The organism is Flavobacterium sp. FG19, assembly GCF_057809475.1.
In genome coordinates, this window is the sequence record NZ_JBMDKA010000016.1 from 17,098 (window position 1) to 36,476 (window position 19,379).

Annotated in this window: 20 protein-coding genes; 7 read left to right on the top strand and 13 right to left on the bottom strand. The window is 35.9% G+C overall.

The annotated features are described in order from the left end of the window. Positions 1–58 precede the first annotated feature (58 nt). A complete protein-coding gene (gene nusB / locus ACODST_RS16305; protein ID WP_488933164.1) occupies positions 59–970 on the top strand; it encodes a transcription antitermination factor NusB in 912 nt (303 codons plus the stop codon). A 71-nt stretch (positions 971–1,041) separates the two neighbouring features. Continuing rightward, positions 1,042–1,320, top strand: a complete 279-nt coding sequence (gene yajC / locus ACODST_RS16310) for a preprotein translocase subunit YajC (RefSeq protein WP_163409688.1) — start codon at positions 1,042–1,044, stop codon at positions 1,318–1,320. A 297-nt stretch (positions 1,321–1,617) separates the two neighbouring features. Here yajC and ACODST_RS16315 read toward each other — a convergent pair whose 3' ends face one another. The 6 genes from ACODST_RS16315 to ACODST_RS16340 all read right to left on the bottom strand — a co-directional run bounded on the left by ACODST_RS16315 (position 1,618) and on the right by ACODST_RS16340 (position 7,747). Continuing rightward, positions 1,618–2,196 (bottom strand): YdeI/OmpD-associated family protein, encoded by a 579-nt coding sequence (locus ACODST_RS16315; RefSeq protein WP_488933165.1) that lies wholly within the window; start codon positions 2,194–2,196, stop codon positions 1,618–1,620. An 8-nt stretch (positions 2,197–2,204) separates the two neighbouring features. Then, entirely contained in the window at positions 2,205–3,482 is a 1,278-nt protein-coding gene (pepT, locus tag ACODST_RS16320; RefSeq protein ID WP_488933166.1) for a peptidase T, read from the bottom strand. A 119-nt stretch (positions 3,483–3,601) separates the two neighbouring features. Beyond that, the gene (locus tag ACODST_RS16325; RefSeq protein ID WP_488933167.1) at positions 3,602–4,744 is read right to left on the bottom strand and encodes a formylglycine-generating enzyme family protein; all 1,143 of its coding nucleotides are present in this window, start codon (positions 4,742–4,744) and stop codon (positions 3,602–3,604) included. A gap of 95 nt (positions 4,745–4,839) precedes the next feature. Next, the gene (locus tag ACODST_RS16330; protein WP_488933168.1) at positions 4,840–5,811 is read right to left on the bottom strand and encodes a DUF6515 family protein; all 972 of its coding nucleotides are present in this window, start codon (positions 5,809–5,811) and stop codon (positions 4,840–4,842) included. 76 nt (positions 5,812–5,887) lie between these two features. After that, positions 5,888–7,045 (bottom strand): OprO/OprP family phosphate-selective porin, encoded by a 1,158-nt coding sequence (locus ACODST_RS16335; RefSeq protein WP_488933169.1) that lies wholly within the window; start codon positions 7,043–7,045, stop codon positions 5,888–5,890. A 102-nt stretch (positions 7,046–7,147) separates the two neighbouring features. Further along, complete coding sequence (locus ACODST_RS16340; RefSeq protein ID WP_488933170.1) at positions 7,148–7,747, bottom strand: hypothetical protein; 600 nt, start codon at positions 7,745–7,747, stop codon at positions 7,148–7,150. A 297-nt stretch (positions 7,748–8,044) separates the two neighbouring features. On the opposite strand from ACODST_RS16340, the gene ACODST_RS16345 reads away from it, so the two are divergent. Further along, a complete protein-coding gene (locus tag ACODST_RS16345) occupies positions 8,045–9,079 on the top strand; it encodes a quinone-dependent dihydroorotate dehydrogenase (protein ID WP_488933171.1) in 1,035 nt (344 codons plus the stop codon). Here the strand turns inward: ACODST_RS16345 and ACODST_RS16350 are convergent. Both ACODST_RS16350 and ACODST_RS16355 read right to left on the bottom strand, forming a co-directional pair. Beyond that, a complete protein-coding gene (locus ACODST_RS16350) occupies positions 9,065–9,781 on the bottom strand; it encodes a DUF3307 domain-containing protein (RefSeq protein ID WP_488933172.1) in 717 nt (238 codons plus the stop codon). The two genes, ACODST_RS16345 and ACODST_RS16350, sit on opposite strands and share 15 nt — an antisense overlap. Then, on the bottom strand, positions 9,778–10,392 hold the full coding sequence (locus ACODST_RS16355) for a hypothetical protein (protein ID WP_488933173.1): 615 nt from the start codon (positions 10,390–10,392) through the stop codon (positions 9,778–9,780). The genes ACODST_RS16350 and ACODST_RS16355 overlap by 4 nt, the downstream gene beginning before the upstream one ends. 291 nt (positions 10,393–10,683) lie before the next feature. Here ACODST_RS16355 and ACODST_RS16360 point away from each other — a divergent pair, with 291 nt between their 5' ends. From ACODST_RS16360 to guaB, 4 genes are all read left to right on the top strand, one after another. Beyond that, positions 10,684–11,550, top strand: a complete 867-nt coding sequence (locus ACODST_RS16360; protein WP_488933174.1) for a hydroxymethylglutaryl-CoA lyase — start codon at positions 10,684–10,686, stop codon at positions 11,548–11,550. A 77-nt stretch (positions 11,551–11,627) separates the two neighbouring features. Next, positions 11,628–12,176: a hypothetical protein gene (locus ACODST_RS16365; RefSeq protein WP_488933175.1), complete on the top strand. Its 549-nt coding sequence runs from the start codon at positions 11,628–11,630 to the stop codon at positions 12,174–12,176. Beyond that, positions 12,173–13,570: a DUF5723 family protein gene (locus ACODST_RS16370; RefSeq protein ID WP_488933176.1), complete on the top strand. Its 1,398-nt coding sequence runs from the start codon at positions 12,173–12,175 to the stop codon at positions 13,568–13,570. Before ACODST_RS16365 ends, ACODST_RS16370 begins: the two co-directional genes overlap by 4 nt. Before the next feature lie 241 nt (positions 13,571–13,811). Then, complete coding sequence (gene guaB / locus ACODST_RS16375; RefSeq protein ID WP_488933177.1) at positions 13,812–15,284, top strand: IMP dehydrogenase; 1,473 nt, start codon at positions 13,812–13,814, stop codon at positions 15,282–15,284. Between the two features lie 43 nt (positions 15,285–15,327). Here guaB and ACODST_RS16380 read toward each other — a convergent pair whose 3' ends face one another. The 5 genes from ACODST_RS16380 to ACODST_RS16400 form a co-directional block, all read right to left on the bottom strand. Then, a complete protein-coding gene (locus tag ACODST_RS16380; RefSeq protein ID WP_488933178.1) occupies positions 15,328–15,648 on the bottom strand; it encodes an RNA polymerase alpha subunit C-terminal domain-containing protein in 321 nt (106 codons plus the stop codon). Between the two features lie 35 nt (positions 15,649–15,683). After that, positions 15,684–16,574, bottom strand: coding sequence for a L,D-transpeptidase (locus ACODST_RS16385; protein ID WP_488933179.1), 891 nt, complete (start codon positions 16,572–16,574; stop codon positions 15,684–15,686). A 303-nt stretch (positions 16,575–16,877) separates the two neighbouring features. Next, positions 16,878–17,213, bottom strand: a complete 336-nt coding sequence (locus ACODST_RS16390) for a hypothetical protein (protein ID WP_488933180.1) — start codon at positions 17,211–17,213, stop codon at positions 16,878–16,880. A 2-nt stretch (positions 17,214–17,215) separates the two neighbouring features. Continuing rightward, a complete protein-coding gene (locus ACODST_RS16395; RefSeq protein ID WP_488933181.1) occupies positions 17,216–18,709 on the bottom strand; it encodes a S41 family peptidase in 1,494 nt (497 codons plus the stop codon). 38 nt (positions 18,710–18,747) lie between these two features. After that, entirely contained in the window at positions 18,748–19,329 is a 582-nt protein-coding gene (locus tag ACODST_RS16400) for an NUDIX domain-containing protein (protein WP_488933182.1), read from the bottom strand. Between the last annotated feature and the right edge of the window lie 50 nt (positions 19,330–19,379).

Consider the following 19,379-nt stretch of genomic DNA (forward strand, 5'->3'; position numbering starts at 1 on the left):
ACTAATTTTTAAATGTTCTTACGAGGTGGTAAATAGAAGACACATACGCATTAAAGTAATGCAATCCATTTATGCAATGCACCAGAGCGGTTCTGATAATCTGGAAAAAGAAGAAAAGTTTCTTTTTTACAGTATTGATAATATTCAGGACTTATATCTTATAATGCTTTCTTCATTGATTGAAATTTGTAAAAAAGAAGCTGTTTTTCTACATCTGTCAAGCAAAAAACACCTTGCGACTCCGGCAGAACGTAACCCGAACGAGAAGTTCATCAAAAATAAAATCTTTCAGCTTCTGGCCGAAAGTAATTCCCTAAGTATTGCTTTAGAAAACCGTAAGATCAACAACTGGTCTTTAAACGACGATTATATCATTTTGCTTCTAAATGATATTAAAGCAAGTGATATCTATAAAAAATACATGAGCAATAATGTAAACACTTTTGAAGAAGACAAACAGTTTGTGGCTGATTTGTTCTCTGAGGTTATTGTTCCGAATGAAAAATTATATGAGTATCTGGAGGATGATAAATTAACCTGGGTTGATGATATTCCGGTGGTAAATACTCATATTATTAAACAGTTAAAAGCAATTAAAACAGAAGATCCGGACGAATTTAGAGTTCCTAAATTGTACAAAGATGTAGAGGATAAAGACTTTGCTAAAGATTTGTTTAGAAGAACGGTTTTAAACGAAGCGGTTTTAGCTAAAGAATACGATGATAAAACACCTAACTGGGACAGCGAAAGGATTGCCGAAATCGATACGATTATCCTGAAAATGGCAATCTGCGAATTCCTGAAATTTCCTTCAATCCCGGTAAAAGTAACTCTTAACGAATATTTAGAAATTGCAAAAGAGTATTCTACTCCAAAAAGTAGTATTTTTATCAACGGAATTTTAGATAACCTTGTAAAAGAACTGGAAGCCAGCAAAAAGATGGTGAAAGTGGGAAGAGGGTTAATGTAATTTTTTTTAATAAATTCCAATTTTTAAATTCCAAATAGAAAGTATTATATAAATCAAAAACAAATTAAATCATGGGACAATTAGGTCAATTTGCACCATTCCTTTTAATGTTTGTGGTAATCTATTTCTTTATGATCAGACCACAGCAGAAAAGAGCAAAAAACGAAAAAGAATTTGAAAGCAGCCTGAAAGTAGGCGACAAAATAGTTACTAAAAGTGGTTTCCACGGTAAAATTGCTGAATTAGCAGAAACTACCGTTGTAATTGAAACAATGTCCGGAAAGTTAAAATTAGAGCGTTCTGCTATTTCTATGGAAATGAGTGCTGCTTTGAATGCTAAAAAAGCATAATTTTTTTTTAAATTACAATATTTGAAATCCCAAATTCCAAATAGGAGTTTGGGATTTTTTTGTACTCATTTTTGTCATTTCGAACGAAGAGAGAAATCTTCGCAAGTAAAGCAGTTCTACAAAGATTTTAAATTCATTTTATAAAAACATAGCCCGTGGTTGAAACCACGGGCTGTGTTTAGAAAGATGATGCATTTTCTATTAAAAAAAAACTTTGTCAAAGTTTAAAACTTCTTCAAAAGTTTAGTTTCGTATTAGTTTGGAATTTGGAATTTTTTATATTGGAATTTCCAAATCCTAACGGTATTTGTCATTCAGTCCCACATTTGCTAAAATCATCGGAACCACTTTCTCAATTCTGGTGAGTTTGGTTTTTTCCTGTTTAGCTGATTCGATATATTCTAAAAACTCATATTGTTTGTAAGGCTTGAAATTCTCAAAAGCCTCTTTTAGAGCAGGATTTTGTTCCATTTCTTTATTAAGCAGTTCTGAAATGATGGTTTCTTTTTTGGAAGGTTTGATGACTTTTCCCTGCTTTTCGTTTTCAATCGCTTCGTGAACGTATTCTAAAATATCTTTTTCGTTTATTTCTTCTTTTGATTTAAAACGCCATTGACGCAGTGATTTTGTTACTTCTTCCTGCGCATTGATTAGTTTTTTCTTTTCGTCTTTTAAGAAAACACCATTGTAAAACCAAATGGTAAAATAATCTTTAAAACCGCCCAGACCAATGACATTTTTTTTATTGAAAACATACACAGGAGCTCCCCATTTTACAGTTTCAATTAATTCAGTTTTTTCAATAATTGATTTAAGAAGCAGAATTTCTTCTTCCCACTGATTCATTTTGTCCCAAACGTGTTTTTTGTCAGACATTGTAATGATTATTTTCTTTTTTTAGTTTTTTCAGGTACATCAAAAATTCCCGGAATTGCAGTCAGTTCAGCAATTTTTACAATTACATCCGTTGCTTTCTGAATACTTTCAGCCGGCACATATTCGTATTTTCCATGAAAATTATGTCCGCCCGCAAAAATATTTGGGCATGGTAATCCCATAAAAGACAGCTGGGATCCGTCTGTTCCGCCTCGTATTGGTTTGATAATCGGCTTTATGTTTAGTTCGCGCATTGCTTTTTCAGCAATATCGACTATATGTTTCACCGGAAGTACTTTTTCTTTCATATTGTAATACTGGTCTTTAATTTCAGCAATTACAATATCTTCTCCGAATTTCTTCGCGAATTTTTTATTGAACTTTTTAGCAATTCTGGTAATCAGTTCTTTTCGTTTTTCGAATTTTTTCTTGTTATGGTCACGGATAATTAATTCTAAAACGGTTTCTTCAATGCTTCCTTTAATATGATGAACATGAAAAAAACCTTCATAACCTCTTGTTTCCTGAGGTGTTTCTCCTTTTGGAAGTTCGTTGATAAACTCGTTTGCCAAAAGCACCGAGTTGATCATTTTTCCTTTGGCATAACCGGGATGAACACTTTTACCTTTAAAAGTAATTTTGGCTCCGGCAGCATTAAAATTTTCATATTCTAATTCGCCAATCTGGCTTCCGTCCATCGTATAAGCCCATTGAGCGCCAAATTTTTCAACATCAAAATGATGCGCCCCGCGGCCGATTTCTTCATCAGGAGTAAAACCAATCCTGATTTTTCCGTGTTTGATTTCCGGATGCTGGATCAAGTATTCCATTGCCGAAACAATTTCTGTAATTCCGGCTTTATCATCGGCACCTAATAATGTAGTACCATCTGTGGTAATAATGGTTTGTCCTTTGTATAATAACAGATCTTTAAAATAATCAGGAGAAAGAATGATGTTTTTTTCAGCATTTAAAACAATGTCTTTTCCGTCGTAATTTTCGATAATCTGAGGTTTTACATTTGCTCCGCTGAAATCCGGAGAAGTATCAAAATGGGAAATAAAACCAATTGTAGGTACCTCATGTTCAACATTAGAGGGCAGAGTTGCCATGATATAGGCTTTGTTGTCTATAGTTATGTCTGCCAAACCAATTGCTTTTAGTTCTTCGACTAATTTATTAGCAAGATTCCATTGTTTTTCTGTACTTGGGGTTGTTTGCGAATTTGGATCCGATTCAGTGTCAATTGTTACATAACTGATAAAACGATCTATGATATGTTGCATTTCTTTTTATTTTTAGCAAATATAGACATTTTTTTTAGCTGGCATATTCTGTGGATTTATCTTCAAAAAATAAAAAAAGGATTCTGTTTGGAGAATCCTTTTACTGCTGTATTTTAGAGCTAAATGCTTTTGACACATCTAAAACCGAGATGGTTGGCTGCTGATCTGATTTCGCCTTTTCCTCTGGTTCCTACCATATAGCGGGTACAGTACTGATCTGTACACAGAAAAGACCCGCCTCTGTGAACACGTTTGATTTGTGTCGGATCGTTAGGATCATAATAGGCATTTGGACCCTGAGGATTTCGGGCTGTTTTTCCGCTTTCACTTAAGGATTTATAATAATCGGTACTATACCAGTCATTTGTCCATTCCCATACATTTCCGGCTACGTCATACAAACCATAAGCATTTGGCGGATATTGTGCTACGGGAGCAATACCTTTAAAGCCATCTTCTCCGGTATCTCCGTCTTTAATAGGAAAGTGCCCCTGATAAATATTAGCCTGAAATTTTCCGTTTGGTTTTAAGACATTCCCCCAGGCATAAATTTCTCCGGTTTTGCCGCCTCTGGCTGCAAATTCCCATTCTGCTTCAGTAGGAAGTCTTTTTCCAGCCCATTTGGCGTAAGCTGCTGCATCTTCATAAGTAATATGGACAACGGGATATTTTTCTTTTCCTTTTATCGAACTTTGAGGGCCCAGCGGATGTTTCCAGTCTGTTCCGCCTACATATGACCACCACTGCAAAAAGTTATTTAAGTTAACCGCCGATGGAGTAGGTGTAAATATTACCGATCCTGTAATTAAATCCTCTTCAGCAGCCGTTGGAAATTCTTCCTTTGTAGGTTTTTGCTCTGCAACTGTTATGTAGCCTGTTGCTTTTACGAATTTTTCATATTCTTCGTTTGTCACTTCGGTAGCATCCATATAAAAACCGTCAACATAAACGCGATGAACGGGGGCGGCATCTTTTGTAACTCCTTTCAGGCTGCACAAACTTTCGTCTTCGACATTGCTTCCCATGGAGAATTCTCCTCCCGGAATCCATACCATTCCTTTTGGAGCTTTGCCTGCGGGTTTGTTTTTGTTTTCTATAGTAGGTTTAAAAGCAGATGCTTCAGAAGCGTTTGGAATTTCATAGCAATCCATAGCCGTGTCTGTTGCTTTTTCTTTTGGAGCAATTAATCTGGTTACGCCATAAGTGATTGAAATAATAGATACGGTTAATATTGCGAAAAGCCAAAAGGTTTTATTTTTCATTGTAATGATTTTTAGCAGGTAATGGTGGTTAATAGCGAGGTAAAAGTATAAAAAATAACTTTTATTAGTATAGTAATTTTATAGAATTAATAAAATTAACTTTCTTTTTCTACCTGAACAACTTCATATTTATCTTTACCGTCAATTTTTACGGGCTGATAATAGGTTTCCCCAAATTTTACATATTTGGCATCCCCTATAGTTACTTCTTCACCGCCTTCAGGTAAATTCTCAACTATAGTTCCGGCTGTTGGAGCAACAACGGTATATTTTCCGCCGTCTTTTTCATAATAAGTTCCTCCGTAATAATAATTATTGACTGTTCCGGTATTAACTGTTTCGGCTCCTCCAGGAATATTATTAACTGTACCGCCTACAGGTGCAGGAACTGCAGTATAGCCGCCACTGGTAGAGGTATACCAAACTCCCTGATCGTAATGATACTGCGTACTTTCGACGCTGACAACAATTGCCGTAACAGCCAGAGTCGCCACAAAGAATCCCCATGGATGCCATACAGGTCCCCAATAAAAAGGGACATAAGGACGAGGATAATACGGATGATAGCAGTTGTATCGGTAACCGCCATATACATAAGGCGGGCGTACATAAGGTCTTGGGCCGGGTCTGACAACTGTGTTTCGGTTATTGCGAACATGTACGCTGTTATTGACGTTAATATTCACGTTATTTCGGTTTCGGTTAACTGTGTTACCACTAATATTGGTATTTCTGTTTCCGGTTCTGTTTCTGTTTACCGTATTGGAATTTCGGTTATTATTATTTGTCACCGCCGGTCTTGCCGATTTGTTGTTAGAATTAGCAGGTCGGGTCACTTTAGTTCCGGATCCGTTAGAACCTGGTCTTGTCACGGCTGGTTTATTTGCGGCTGGTCTGGATGCTGCCGGTCTTGACTGGTGAGCGGGTCTTGCCTGTCCGCCGCCTGTCCTGTGAGCTGCGCCTCCGCCTGCACGGCGTTGTGCTAAACTGTCAATAGAAATCAAACAAAAGGATGTCGCCAGGCATATCAAGGTCACTTTTCGTATTGTTTTTTTTATATTTTTCATTTTCAGGATTTTAGGTCAGTTAAAGTTATTAAAAAAAAGACTTTCTATTTTAAAAACAGAAGCTTATTTTGTTGAATTACAGTGAAATATCCCATTGGATTCTAAAACGCCATCCTTGTTCTAACGGAAGTGTTTTATCCTGAAAACTGAAATAACTGAATTCAGAAGTCAGTTTGTTTTTATGTCCTTTGAAAAACCAGTTGAAAGCTATAGTAGTTTCATCCTGTAAGTTTTGCCGTAAACTATTGTCAGGTCTGTAAGCGGCATGTCTCGCCGCCATTTCGAGATGTTTCGGCCACCAGTGAAAAACATGATGAAAAAAATAGCCAGCCTGAACATAATAACCTTTCATTACGGTCATATCATTATTATTGTATTTATCAATAATTTCTTTGGTATGCCATTCGCTCTGCCAGGAAAAACCGCGATACATAAAAGCAGTTTCCAGATTCCATTGATTCACTCTGTACTGACCAGGCAAACCATCTTCAAAACCGTCTAAAGAACCTCCTCCGGCTTGAGAAAAACGTGTGTAAGGGCTTCTGTTGGTTATGGCAGAAAAAGCTATAATTGGTGTTGGTTTTTCATGAAATTCTAAATCACAGCCTTCAAAATCAAGAAATCTTCCGAGAAAATTCCATTGGGCTCTTCCAAAATACATAAGATTATTATCGTCATTAGACGTGCTTCCGCGTCCGGTTCCGGTTAAAGCAGCAAACCAATAATTAAAATCGGCAATACCTTTTCCTTTTAAATGACCGTAAACTTCAGCTCCTAATTGTCTGTCAACCGTAAAAGGTCTGTTGATAAGAGATCTTTCTACCATTTGCTGTTCACCACTGCTGATAAAGCGTTCCCGGGTAAATTCTGTTTTCCATTGTCCGACTTTAAAACTCAGCCAATCCCATTTTTCGATCATTAGTCTAAAATCAAGTAAATTGGATTGACTTAATTCATATTCCCAATAATATTTCAGCCAGGGTTCAAAAGCATGACCGCCAATTTTTAATCTGGCACGGTTTATTTTGAAAGTAGTTTTGGCATCCTGACTGTAATCGTCATAAGTGAGAGGATCAGTATCGTAAGGTGTAGAAAAACGAAATTGTAATCTGCTGTGCAATTGAAATAGAAATTTATCGTCTTTCGTTCGCAGTTCAAAACCTTTGTCTCCGTATCGGACAGTCATTACCTTTGAAGTGTCTTTTTCTTCTTGTGAAATTCCTTTTAAACCCATAAAAAAGATTCCGGTGCAAAGAAAGATTTTCAACGTATGTATTTTGTTTTTTTTGCTAAACATAGGCATACAGATTGTATAGTTTTATTTGATTCTAAAATCTTATTTTCCTCCGAAGTTTTTGGCTATTCCTAAACCAATTCCCCAGCTATCGTAAGCATTCCATTTAAAATCATAACTGACAGTACCAAAAATTTCCCAGTCTTTTGGCAGTTCATAGCCATATTCTACACCGGCACGGGTAAGAAAGAAATCTTCTTCTTTGGCAAATTCGCCTCCAAAACCTAATAGAAAACTCCAATGCTCATTTGGTTTATAGATTCCCATTAAAGCAGGAGCAATGGGATAACTTCGTTCTACTGTTTCTTTGTCTTCTCCGCCGGCAAGATTTTTTTCAACTTTAAATTTTTCGATAATAAAATCGGTATGAAATCCTATTGCCCAATTTTTATGAAACTGAAAAGTATAATCAAGACCCCACGCGGGAAGGCTCAAAACTTCCCGGTTCCCTTCGTCATCACGGCCTTCAAAAACATGCATATGATTTATAGAAAGTCCGATTTGATGATGCGGATGGAAGCTTTTTTCTTCACTTTCCTGAGCTGTAATCCCGGAGAAACAGCTTAAATAGAAAAAGGGCAAGAGAAGATGGGGGCTTTTTCTAAAATTGCTGGTAATTCTTGTTTTCGTTTCACTCTGCATAGCGTGTTAATTTTGAAATGAAAAAACAATAACAAGTTTTTAAATCACTCAAAATTATACAATAAAGAAAATAAAGGGTCTTTGGATAAGGCAGGAACTGGTTTCATATTATAATTTGCAACATGAAAAAGTAGTTTTTTGAACATGGTTCTAAAAAAAGAACTGTTTTTGCTTTCGTATTGTTTTAAAGAAATTTTGAAGAATCGAACAAAATTCAAATTATTTGTTTCTGGAAAAGCACACCTTTTTAAACTATAATATTTAAATTTGCATCCGAAAAAAAAACAACACACACTCATGTATAAATTGATAATTCGCCCGATACTTTTTTGGTTTGATCCTGAAGAAGTGCATTACTTTACTTTTTCATTTGTTAAATTTATTTCCAAAATCCCGGGAGTTTCATCAATTATAAGAGCGATCTACGAAGTAAAAGACAGTCGTTTAGAAAGAGAAGTTTTTGGAATTAAATTCAAAAATCCGGTTGGATTAGCCGCAGGATTTGATAAAGATGCCAAACTCTATAAAGAACTTTCTGATTTTGGTTTTGGGTTTATTGAGATTGGAACAGTAACACCGGTAGGTCAGGAAGGAAACCCTAAAAAGCGTTTATTCCGTTTAAAAGAAGATCAGGCGATTATTAACCGAATGGGGTTTAATAACGGCGGAGTTCTGGAAGCGGTAGAACGTTTAAAAAAGAATTCAGGAGTTTTGATTGGCGGAAATATTGGAAAAAACAAAGTAACGCCAAACGAAAATGCAGTAGATGATTATATTATTTGTTTTGATACATTGTTTGATCATGTAGATTATTTTGTGGTGAATGTGAGTTCTCCTAACACACCAAATTTAAGAGCGCTTCAGGATAAAGAACCTTTAACAGCTTTATTGCAGACTTTGCAGAACAGAAATGTTGAAAAGCAAAAAACAAGCACTCACAAAGTAAAACCAATTCTTTTAAAAATTGCTCCGGATCTTACCGATGAGCAGTTACTGGATATTATTGATATTGTAAAAACAACGCAGATAGCAGGTGTCATTGCGACGAATACTACTATTTCAAGAGACGGACTTCAGTCCGGAAATCAGTCTGAAACCGGAGGATTATCCGGAAGACCTCTAACTAAACGTTCTACAGAAGTAATCCGTTTTCTTTCTGAAAAAAGCAATAAAGCTTTCCCGATTATTGGAGTGGGAGGAATTCATTCTGCCGAGGATGCCATCGAAAAACTAAATGCGGGAGCAAGTCTGGTGCAATTATATACAGGTTTTATCTACGAAGGCCCGGCTTTGATAAAAGCGATCAATAAAAAAGTTTTAAGGCAGTTGTAACAAAAGCAGCTGAACGGCTAATCCGGTCAGAACAGCAATTCCGAAACTGATTAAAGTACCAATTAAAACATATTCGGTCAGTTTTCGGTCCTTGGCTTCTTTTAAATCCCCAAATCTGAAAATAGATTTGGCGGCCAGCAGAAATCCAATGGCTTCAAAATGCCCGGTTAAAATAAATCCGAAAACAAATAAGCGTTCTAAAATACCAATATAATTTCCGGCAGCTATCAGAGAATTATCCTGATGGCTGTTCTGGCTTTCTGGCGCCCATATTGAAATGATGATTTTGATAAGGATTGAAGCAGGTTTCGTGATCAGTAAAATTCCGGTAATCAGTATCCAGAAACTATTATCAAGCCAGAAGGCAGGAATGCTTTTATTTTCATACCACAATACAACACCCATTATAAGTAAGGCATGTGCGGCCTGATCAGCGATAAACCAGCTGCGTTTTGTTTTCTTTTTCTGGAAATTAAGTTTGGTTAAATCGATTATACCGTGTGTTACGGCAATGAAAACAGCATAAGGAATAAAACGTATTTCTGCGGCAAGAAGAGCAGCCAAAAGTCCATGGAGTACAATATGAACATACAGATAAATACTTTTGTACTTTTTTCTTTCTTTATCAGCGACCCATGAATTGGGCTGCCAGATAAAATCACCTAATAAATGTGCCAGAAACAGTTTTATAAATAAAATCATGGAATATGGAGTTGTTTTATTTGTGTTCTAAAATAACGATCTAAATTCATGACCAGGTCAAATTGTGCCCGCTTTTGCCTGCGGCTCACAGCAGCCTGATTAATACCTAATTTTTGTCCCAGTTCTTCCTGTGAAAGCGATGGGTTTTCTATGGCTGCTGTTACAAACCCTGCCGATTGTACCAGCCAGCTGTCCATAAAAGTCAAAGCCAGCTGAAGCATCAAATTCAGTTTTTCATCAAAAACAGGATCTGCTGTCCGCAGTGCCAGTGTTACCTTTTGCTTTTTTAAAGTTTCAAATTGTTCGCCTGAATTAATGAATGCAGTTCCATTGCTTTCAGAAATTTTTTCGGCATTATGTGTTTTACTGCCAAAACCAATACTCATTCGTGCATCAGACTTTACGGCTCTTAAACGGGCTTTAATTAAAACAGCTGCTAGTAAAGCCTCTTCCGGATTCGGGATTTCGATTTGAAATTCGTCTCCACGGTAAATCTCCCAGTCGTGCGGGGTTTTACCAAGTGTACTGAGGATTTTTTTCAAATCTTCGACCCAATGTTTTGACTCATGCTGTCTTGAACCAATAATGTCTCCTGTAATTACGCTGGTCATATCTCTCAAATATAATTAAAAAATAATCAAAATTGTATTACAAATATAAGGAATAATTTTGTGTATTACGTATTTTGGTAATAATTAAATATATTACATTTTTTGGTAATTTTTTGAGCTATTACGATTTTAGGTAATACCTATGAAAGAAGTTGTTTTAAAATATATTGTCAGGTTTTGAAATTAAACAGGTTTATTCTGCTGATCAGGTAAAAAATACAAATTGAAGAAAGACTTAATTTTTATTTCTTTAAAAAAGAAACTAACTTAGCTACTACAAAAGAGTACGCTTTGAATAAAGAGATCAAGATTATCGAATGTCCAAGGGATGCCATGCAGGGTATCAAAACTTTTATTCCCACCAAAAATAAAGTTACCTATATACAGGCTTTACTTCGTGTAGGGTTTGATACTATTGACTTTGGAAGTTTTGTGTCGCCAAAGGCTATTCCGCAGATGCAGGATACCGCTGAGGTTCTGGCACAGTTAGATTTATCGCAAACCAGCAGTAAATTACTTTCGATCATTGCCAATACACAGGGAGCTGCTCAGGCCTCAGAGCATGAGGCTATTCAGTATCTGGGTTTTCCTTTTTCGATATCCGAAAATTTTCAGATGCGTAATACCCATAAAACAATTGCTGAATCTTTAGTAACCCTTGACCAGATTCTTGAAATAGCAGACCAAAAAAAGAAAGAGGTAGTAACGTATCTCTCAATGGGTTTTGGAAATCCGTACGGAGATCCGTGGAATGTTGAGATTGTGGCTGAATGGACTGAAAAACTGGCAGGAATGGGCGTAAAAATCTTATCTCTTTCAGATACGGTAGGAAGTTCTACGCCTGAAGTTATTACCTATCTGTTCTCGAATTTGATTCCGAAGTACCCTGAAATCGAGTTTGGGGCTCATCTGCATACCACACCCAACAGCTGGTTCGAAAAAATCGATGCAGCGGCAAAAGCGGGCTGTACTCGTTTTGACGGAGCGATTCAGGGATTTGGCGGCTGTCCGATGGCAACAGATAAACTAACGGGAAATATGCCTACAGAAAAACTGGTTTCCTATTTTACAGCCAATAAAAAAGTGACAGGACTGAATTCTTTGAGTTTTGAAAGTGCTTATAATGAAGCTTCGAAATTGTTTGGGAAATTTCATTGACAGCTAGTTGAGATAATTTATTTGTCAGGGCAATATTTAATAAAGAAAAACGTTACAAATTTTTTAACTTATGTGCCATGAAAAATCATTTACTTAAAATCTTTCCCCTGTTTTGTTTCATCGTTTTATTTCTTTCCTGTTCGAGTAATTTAGATTTTGACCAGGCAGATGATTTTAAGTTAGAACCCGTTTTTGTGGCCAACCTCGCTTATTTCGATATTTCAGCCGATCAGATTGAAGATGACGGGCAGGGATATCAGATTCCGCCTGATGTGGAAGAGTTTGATGTTTTTAAAAACAAATTTTTTACCGATCATCTTATTAAGGCAGAATTCAGTTTTGAAATTAATAATACGATAAACAGGGCTTTTGAAATTGAGATGATCCTTTTGGATATCGACAATCAGCCTTTGGAAACCATTTCTTTACAAGTTCCCCAATATACCGGAGGCTCCAATATTATCAAATACCCCGCAGAAATTTTTGAAGGCGAACGTCTCGATTTACTGAAAAGAACAATGAAGGTTGAGTTCGTTGTAACAGCAGCAGCCAATTCAGGATCAGAAGCTCTTTCAGGAAATTTAAAACTGAAATCAGGTGCCACCGTTTATATGAGAGTACAATGAAAAAGGCCGTTCTGATTTTAATGCTGACCGGACAGTTTTTCTCTTTTGCTCAAAATAAACCTGTCCTTTATAATTTTACAGCTGTTCCTCAGGCATCACTGGTTAATCCGGGTGCTGATGTTTCTTATAAATATTATTTTGGTGTTCCCCTTTTATCGGGTGTTTCAGTTAATATGGGATCAAGCAGTTTCTCTGCTTATGATTTGTTTGCTGATAACGGTGTTGATTTTAATGATAAAGTCCGAAATATAATCGCCCAGTCTGGTGCCAGAGATAAAACTCAGGTCAACCAGCAGCTGGAGATATTTTCCGGAGGATTCAGGACAGGAGGAAAGGAAAGCCAGTCTTACGTTTCGTTTGGGGCTTATCAGGAATTTGATTTCTTGATGTACTTTCCTAAAGACATTGCCACTCTGGCTGTTGACGGAAATCAGAATTACATAGGGAAACGTTTCAGTTTGTCTGATTTAAATCTACGGGCTGAAGTGCTTTCGGTTTTTCATGTAGGATTTCATAAAAAAGTAAGCAAAAAACTGGTTTTGGGCGGACGTGCTAAAATCTATTCCAGTGGTGCCAATGCTGTTACAACCAAAAATTCAGGATACATTTATACAGGTCAGGACACAGGGACTAATATGTATACACAAATAATTGACTCTAATTTAGAGCTTAAAACTTCCGGTATCGGCAAATTCACAAAGGATGAATACGAAGGAAGTATTCCAAAAGATATTGCCCATAATACTTTTTTTAACGGAAGTTTAGGTCTGGGCTTTGATGCCGGACTAACGTATTATTTTAAAGATAATCTGCAGTTTACAGCCAGTATACTGGATGTTGGTTTTATCAGGCAGTCAAAAGATATTGAAACTTTAACTTATAAAGGGATTTACCGTTATGATGGTGTGAACCCAAAATTTGACACCGCCAATGAACCTGAAAATGTCTTTGATGAATTTGACAAGGCAATTCCAAGAGATACACTTTATAATAAGTATACTACCTGGCGTCCGGTAAAATTTAATGCTTCACTGGAGTATGCCTTTGGAGAGTACAGATATAACGGAGAATGTAACTGTAAAGTTCCGGATCAGAAAAGGTATTTAAATGCCGTTGGAGCGCAGTTGTTTGTTATGACTATGCCAAAAGGGCCTTATGCAGCATTGACTGCTTTTTACAGACGCAGTATTTTTGAAAAGCTGGATGTAAAAGCGACCTATACAATTGATCCTTATTCTTATACCAATGTAGGTTTAGGGTTTTCGGGAACACTGGGTAAAGTAAATATGTATGCTTTGGTCAATAATGTTTTTGAATACAGGGATATTACAAAGGCCAATAGTCTTGCTTTTCAGTTCGGGTTTAATTTTGTTTTTCAGAATCCCAGAGAATAAAAAAATGAATTCCAAAATTTAAAAAACAAATTCCAATTTTAAGTTGAATTCTGATAAAACTAAGAAGAATATTTTTTTAATGGCATGCTGAAATTTCAGTATTTGAAATAGGATTTGGAGTTTAAAATTGAAATTTCAATTCATAAGGTTTTTCCTGTAAAGTTAAATTTATGAATAAGTTAGTAGTCAAGTTAGCAATTAATTCACTATATTTGCACGCAATTCAACTAGAAATTGCACCATGATAGCACACAACTCCAAGATTATCGGCGAAGGTTTAACTTACGACGATGTATTATTAGTACCTAACTACTCGAATGTGCTTCCCCGCGAAGTGAGTATCAAATCAAAATTCTCAAAAAACATAACCTTAAACGTTCCAATTGTATCTGCTGCTATGGATACAGTAACCGAAAGTGCAATGGCAATCGCTATGGCGCAGGAGGGAGGAATTGGTGTTTTACATAAAAATATGACCATTGAGCAGCAGGCTGCAAAGGTTAGAAAAGTAAAGCGTGCAGAAGCCGGAATGATTATCGATCCGGTAACTTTACCAATGACGTCTACTATCGCAGACGCTAAAAATGCGATGAAAGAATTCGGAATCGGCGGTATTCCAATTGTTGACGAAAACAAAATCCTTAAAGGAATTGTAACTAACCGTGACTTGCGTTTCGAAAAAAACGGGGCAAGACCTATTGCAGAAGTAATGACAAGCTCCAATCTGGTTACCGTTGCAGAAGGAACTTCACTAGAACAGGCCGAAGTAGTATTACAAGGTCATAAAATCGAAAAATTACCGGTTGTAAATGCTAAAAACGAATTAGTTGGTTTAATTACGTTTAGAGATATTACGAAACTGACTCAAAAGCCAATCGCTAATAAAGATTCTTTTGGACGTTTGAGAGTGGCTGCTGCTATTGGAGTGACCGGAGACGCTGTTGTAAGAGCTGAAGCTTTAGTCAATGCAGGAGTAGATGCCATTATTATCGATACAGCACACGGACATACAGAAGGTGTGGTAAATACTTTAAAAGAAGTAAAAGCAAAATTTCCTCAAATAGATGTGATAGTTGGAAACATTGCAACTCCGGAAGCTGCTAAATATTTAGTAGAAAACGGGGCTGACGGTGTAAAAGTGGGAATCGGACCTGGTTCTATCTGTACTACACGTATTGTTGCAGGTGTTGGTTTTCCTCAATTCTCAGCAGTTTTAGAAGTTGCGGCAGCGATCAAAGGAACAGGAATTCCTGTAATTGCCGATGGTGGAATTCGTTATACAGGAGATATTCCTAAAGCAATCGCTGCAGGTGCTGACTGTGTAATGTTAGGTTCGTTATTAGCCGGAACAAAAGAATCGCCGGGAGAAACAATTATTTTCGAAGGAAGAAAATTCAAATCTTATCGTGGAATGGGATCTGTTGAAGCAATGCAGACAGGTTCTAAAGATCGTTATTTCCAGGATGTTGAAGATGACGTTAAGAAATTAGTTCCGGAAGGAATTGTAGGGCGTGTTCCTTATAAAGGAGAATTAAACGAAAGTATGCTTCAGTTTATTGGAGGTCTTCGTGCCGGAATGGGATATTGCGGTTCCAAAGATATTCCAACTTTACAGGAGACAGGACGTTTTGTGAGAATCACATCAAGCGGAATCACGGAAAGTCATCCTCATAACGTAACCATTACAAAAGAAGCTCCAAATTATTCGAGATAATTTTTAGTTTTAAGTATATCAAAAAGGCATAAGATTTAGTTTCTTATGCCTTTTTTTGATTTGATATTTTATCAGACTTGAAGTCTAATCCGTTTTTATCTAATTCGGTCTGAAGCTTAGGAATTGAGGAAGAACCAATGCCATGCCAGCTTAGAATTTCAGTTTTTGTATATTGTGATAAATCAGATACTGTTTGGATATTTTTATTTTCTAAAGCCCGTCTTGCAGGAGCAGATAGTACAGATAAAAGTCCTGAGTCCGGTTTTCGTTCATTTTCACAAATTGGGCATACAGGACAATCACTGGTTTTATAATATTGATGTCCGTTTTTACAAGTCCTTAGATTTTTTGAATTAGATTCCATCTGCAAAAATTAAAAATCTAAATTTAAAAATATTTTTAGATAGAATCAGAATTTTCAGTTTCTCTTAGTTTTTGATTCTCTAAAATCTTCGTAATGAAAGGTTTTACTTTGTTTTCAATTTCACTTTCAGAGATGTTCAGTGCTTTTGGATCAGAGGCCAGCTGCAGCCATGGTTTTGGACCGTCAAAATTATAACTTCCAAAGACTACGACCGGAGTTCCCTTAACTTTTACATTTTCTTTGTCTTTTAAAATCCATTCATCGGCAAATGTGTAAAGAAATTTAGCATCCTTTTCTAATAATCTTAAGCAGGAATGTGAAGCCGGATATCCCGGTAATTCATATTGGTGGAAACCTACTCCGAGTTTGTTTTCGATGTTGAAATTCCATTTTAATTCCCATTCGTCATTAAATGTACTGGTTGTTTTTTCGGCTTTCCAGTTGGTAAAAAACAATCCGGTTGGCGTAGGGTCTTTTTTTCTTCCCATATTGGTTGGTCCGGTTCTGACTAACTCACCATTTTCGTAAGCGGCAAAAGTCTGTGTAGGATAAGAAAAAATAATGATTTTAGAGACTTCTTGTAAAGCTGATACATGCAGTGGAAAAGGAAGATAATACACCAAATCTCCACTAAAATCTTTTGGAATCACCACCGAATCCAGTTTTTTAAGATTGGCTTTATCGGTTCGGTTTACTGCGTATATAATATTCATTTTACTGCTGTCTGCTTCATTAGTTTTCAGCCATTCTTTGGTTTGGGTAAACTGGTATGAAACGGCCGATGCAGGTTTTTTATACTCAATTGTTTTTTTAGGCTTTTCGGCTGTGTTCTCTGTCAGGTTTATAGTATCGCTTTTTTTGCAGGAAACCATTAAAAACAATACTACTATTAGTAAGATATTTGCTGTATAATATAACTTTTTCATAACTCATATTTTTTTATGAAAATAAAGTTATAAAGAGATAGCCCGAAAAGGTTACATAATTTTTCGAATAGTTTGCTGGATTTTCATTTAAATGATAACCTTTATTTCCTGCAAGCCATCTAGTAATAATTTAAACAGATCGAGTAATTGCTTTAAAAATTCTAAATTCTGAACTTGTCCATCAGTATAGCATGAAAGCTCAAATTCGTTTTCTGGAAGTTTTTGTTCCCAGATTCCTTTTTGATCTGAAATTTGGAGATTAATCTTTTTTTGAGATAAAATAAGAGTTCGAAGTTCTTTGTTTTATAATAATGTTTTGGTTTTTAAGGTATCATTACTTTTAATGATAAATGCTTTGTCAAAATCCGGATAACCGATTTCAATATCCTGGGCACCAAACCATTTTTCAATTTTCCTGATGAATCCTTCGTGGTAAATTTCAAACCTGAAATTATTTTGTAAAGCAATGGGAACAACAATTCTTGTCATTTCAGAACTGTATTTTCCCGACCAAAGGGTATAATTGTCAAAAATAATTTTCCATTCTTTATATTCGATTTCAACAGAATCTGAATGCCATGAATAGCCTTTTTTGAAAGTTCCGTTAGTATTTACTGCAAATTTTTCCCAAAAGTCCATTTTTATTTCTGTTGAATTAATTTCAAAGTATATTCTAATTGTGTATCTCTATTTTTTATAAAATCTTCAAAAGTCTGTTTCACTTCATGATCTGGAATAATTCCCCTGCCAAAAATCTGGTTTGCTTTTTCAGGAACATCCTGATCCAGATTCACGATTGAAAACTGGGTTTTAATTTTAGTATTGGGCAGTTCGTATTCAATAGGAGTGTGGCCGTTGTGTCCAAAATAGCCGCCCATAGTTTCTTCGCCAATAACAACTGCATTAGTATTTCCTGCGACCAAAGAAGCAAAAAGAGAACCAGCCGAAGCAATTCTTGGGCTTATTAATAGGTAAACCTGTCCTTTAAAGCTATTAATATCCGGCTGTAATAACGGATTAAATTTTTCATCCTGAAAATAACAATTGTTTTTTATTTTAGGAAATTCTTCTTTTAATTCCTCCTCAAAATCATTTTTTTCTTCCTGTTTTTTCTGTGGGTCAGTCTCTTCATAAACTAAATATTCTGAAAAAGGAATTTCCTGAAAACTTATAAAGGCCGAAGCATTTTCCCGATACGGTTTTTGAGTAAGATAAGAAAAAGTAACAATGTCGTTGGGATCTGTTCCGCCGCCGTTGTTTCTTACATCCACGATTAAATTCTTTATTTGGCTATTTTGAGAAAGATACTGAAAACAGCTGTCCAGGTATTTTTTATACGCCAAATGCTCTTTGTGTTTGGCATTTCGGCCAATGACAAAAGTGTGAACAGAAAGTAAAGCGGTATTGCTGGAAATTACTTTAAAAGAATATTTGTCTTTTGCACGATTGTATTGTAAACTGTCAATTGGAAGAGAATGACGTTTTTTAAAATTCTCTTTTCGTGTTTCATTTGAAACCGCAGAAATAGTTTTTTTAAGTTTTTTGGTCTGATTCGGAAGTGAATATTCTACTGTAAATTTCTTTTGTTGCCCGTATTCTAGTTCGAAATATTTACCAAGCGAGCCGTTAATTCCGATTGATTTACCTGTTATATTGTAACCGTCAGTTGTGTAATATTTAGAGAGAGAAGACAGTAGTTTTTTGGTTTTAATTCCATTTATACTCAGGATTTGAGAACCCAAAGGAATTTCGTTGTTTTGAAAATTAACAATCAGTTTATTTTCAATTAGTTTAACAGGATAAGGAAAGAAAATATTTCCTGATGAATATTGTTTTTCAAAATCATCAGGAAGTGTAGTGTCATTATGCAGGCTTCCTTCAAAGTCGGTTATTTGAAGGATTATTTTATAGAAATCTATTAATTCTTTAGGCTTGTTTAATTGTGCAAATGCCCAAGAATAAATGCTGTCAATCTGTTGTTTGGTTCGGTATTTATAAAGTCCGGAATTGGCTTTTTCTCTTATTTCTTTAAAAATAGTAAGATCTTGTTTTAGTTTTTCGACCTGTATTTTTTCATTTTGTGAAAACAAAAGGAACGGAAAAAACAGAAAAAGTAAAATTTTAAATTTGAGCATTTCATAGTTTTTTTTAGCACTTAAAAATACTCAAAAAACTATATCAAACCTTTAATTTTTGCATGCTGTAATAACAAAATGGTTTTAGCATCGGTAATTTCGCCGGATTCAATCATAGCATAAGCTTTATCAAAAGTATATTCAAGGACTTCAATATTTTCCTGTTCAGCATCAAGTCCGCCGCCTTCGCTTACTTTCATGCTTTCGTCGTATTCGCCGACAAAAAGATACAGGATTTCGGTTACGGCACCTGGTGACATATAGGTTTCCAGTACTTTCTCCACTTTAGAAATACGATAACCGGTTTCTTCTTCGGTCTCCCGAATGATTGCCGTTTCGGGATTGTCTTTGTCCAGAAGGCCTGCACAAACTTCAATCATCATTCCGTCTTTGTTGCCATTAAGGAAAGTAGGTAAACGAAACTGACGTGTTAAAACAACTGTTTTTTTAGTAGAATTGTAGAGTAAAATCCCGGCACCATTTCCACGGTCATAAACTTCACGCATGTGGATTTCAGATACACCATTTTCTTTCTGGTAATCAAAAGTAACCCGGTTTAAGATATACCAGTTATCGGATAATAGTTTGGTTTCTTTGATTTCAACTTTTGGATTTTTCATCGATGAAATAATTGGTATAAAAAAACGCTCTGATGATCAGAGCGTTTAAA

Bases quoted from the DNA above. Each gene is read 5' to 3' on its own strand.
- ACODST_RS16365 (WP_488933175.1), top strand. From the start codon at position 11,628: ATGAAAAATCATTTACTTAAAATCTTTCCCCTGTTTTGTTTCATCGTT.
- yajC (WP_163409688.1), top strand. From the start codon at position 1,042: ATGGGACAATTAGGTCAATTTGCACCATTCCTTTTAATGTTTGTGGTA.
- ACODST_RS16355 (WP_488933173.1), bottom strand. From the start codon at position 10,392: ATGACCAGCGTAATTACAGGAGACATTATTGGTTCAAGACAGCATGAG.
- ACODST_RS16335 (WP_488933169.1), bottom strand. From the start codon at position 7,045: ATGGGTTTAAAAGGAATTTCACAAGAAGAAAAAGACACTTCAAAGGTA.
- nusB (WP_488933164.1), top strand. From the start codon at position 59: ATGCAATCCATTTATGCAATGCACCAGAGCGGTTCTGATAATCTGGAA.
- ACODST_RS16380 (WP_488933178.1), bottom strand. From the start codon at position 15,648: ATGGAATCTAATTCAAAAAATCTAAGGACTTGTAAAAACGGACATCAA.
- ACODST_RS16340 (WP_488933170.1), bottom strand. From the start codon at position 7,747: ATGCAGAGTGAAACGAAAACAAGAATTACCAGCAATTTTAGAAAAAGC.
- pepT (WP_488933166.1), bottom strand. From the start codon at position 3,482: ATGCAACATATCATAGATCGTTTTATCAGTTATGTAACAATTGACACT.
- ACODST_RS16385 (WP_488933179.1), bottom strand. From the start codon at position 16,574: ATGAAAAAGTTATATTATACAGCAAATATCTTACTAATAGTAGTATTG.
- ACODST_RS16345 (WP_488933171.1), top strand. From the start codon at position 8,045: ATGTATAAATTGATAATTCGCCCGATACTTTTTTGGTTTGATCCTGAA.
- ACODST_RS16315 (WP_488933165.1), bottom strand. From the start codon at position 2,196: ATGTCTGACAAAAAACACGTTTGGGACAAAATGAATCAGTGGGAAGAA.
- ACODST_RS16350 (WP_488933172.1), bottom strand. From the start codon at position 9,781: ATGATTTTATTTATAAAACTGTTTCTGGCACATTTATTAGGTGATTTT.
- ACODST_RS16330 (WP_488933168.1), bottom strand. From the start codon at position 5,811: ATGAAAAATATAAAAAAAACAATACGAAAAGTGACCTTGATATGCCTG.
- guaB (WP_488933177.1), top strand. From the start codon at position 13,812: ATGATAGCACACAACTCCAAGATTATCGGCGAAGGTTTAACTTACGAC.
- ACODST_RS16390 (WP_488933180.1), bottom strand. From the start codon at position 17,213: ATGGACTTTTGGGAAAAATTTGCAGTAAATACTAACGGAACTTTCAAA.
- ACODST_RS16400 (WP_488933182.1), bottom strand. From the start codon at position 19,329: ATGAAAAATCCAAAAGTTGAAATCAAAGAAACCAAACTATTATCCGAT.
- ACODST_RS16325 (WP_488933167.1), bottom strand. From the start codon at position 4,744: ATGAAAAATAAAACCTTTTGGCTTTTCGCAATATTAACCGTATCTATT.
- ACODST_RS16370 (WP_488933176.1), top strand. From the start codon at position 12,173: ATGAAAAAGGCCGTTCTGATTTTAATGCTGACCGGACAGTTTTTCTCT.
- ACODST_RS16395 (WP_488933181.1), bottom strand. From the start codon at position 18,709: ATGCTCAAATTTAAAATTTTACTTTTTCTGTTTTTTCCGTTCCTTTTG.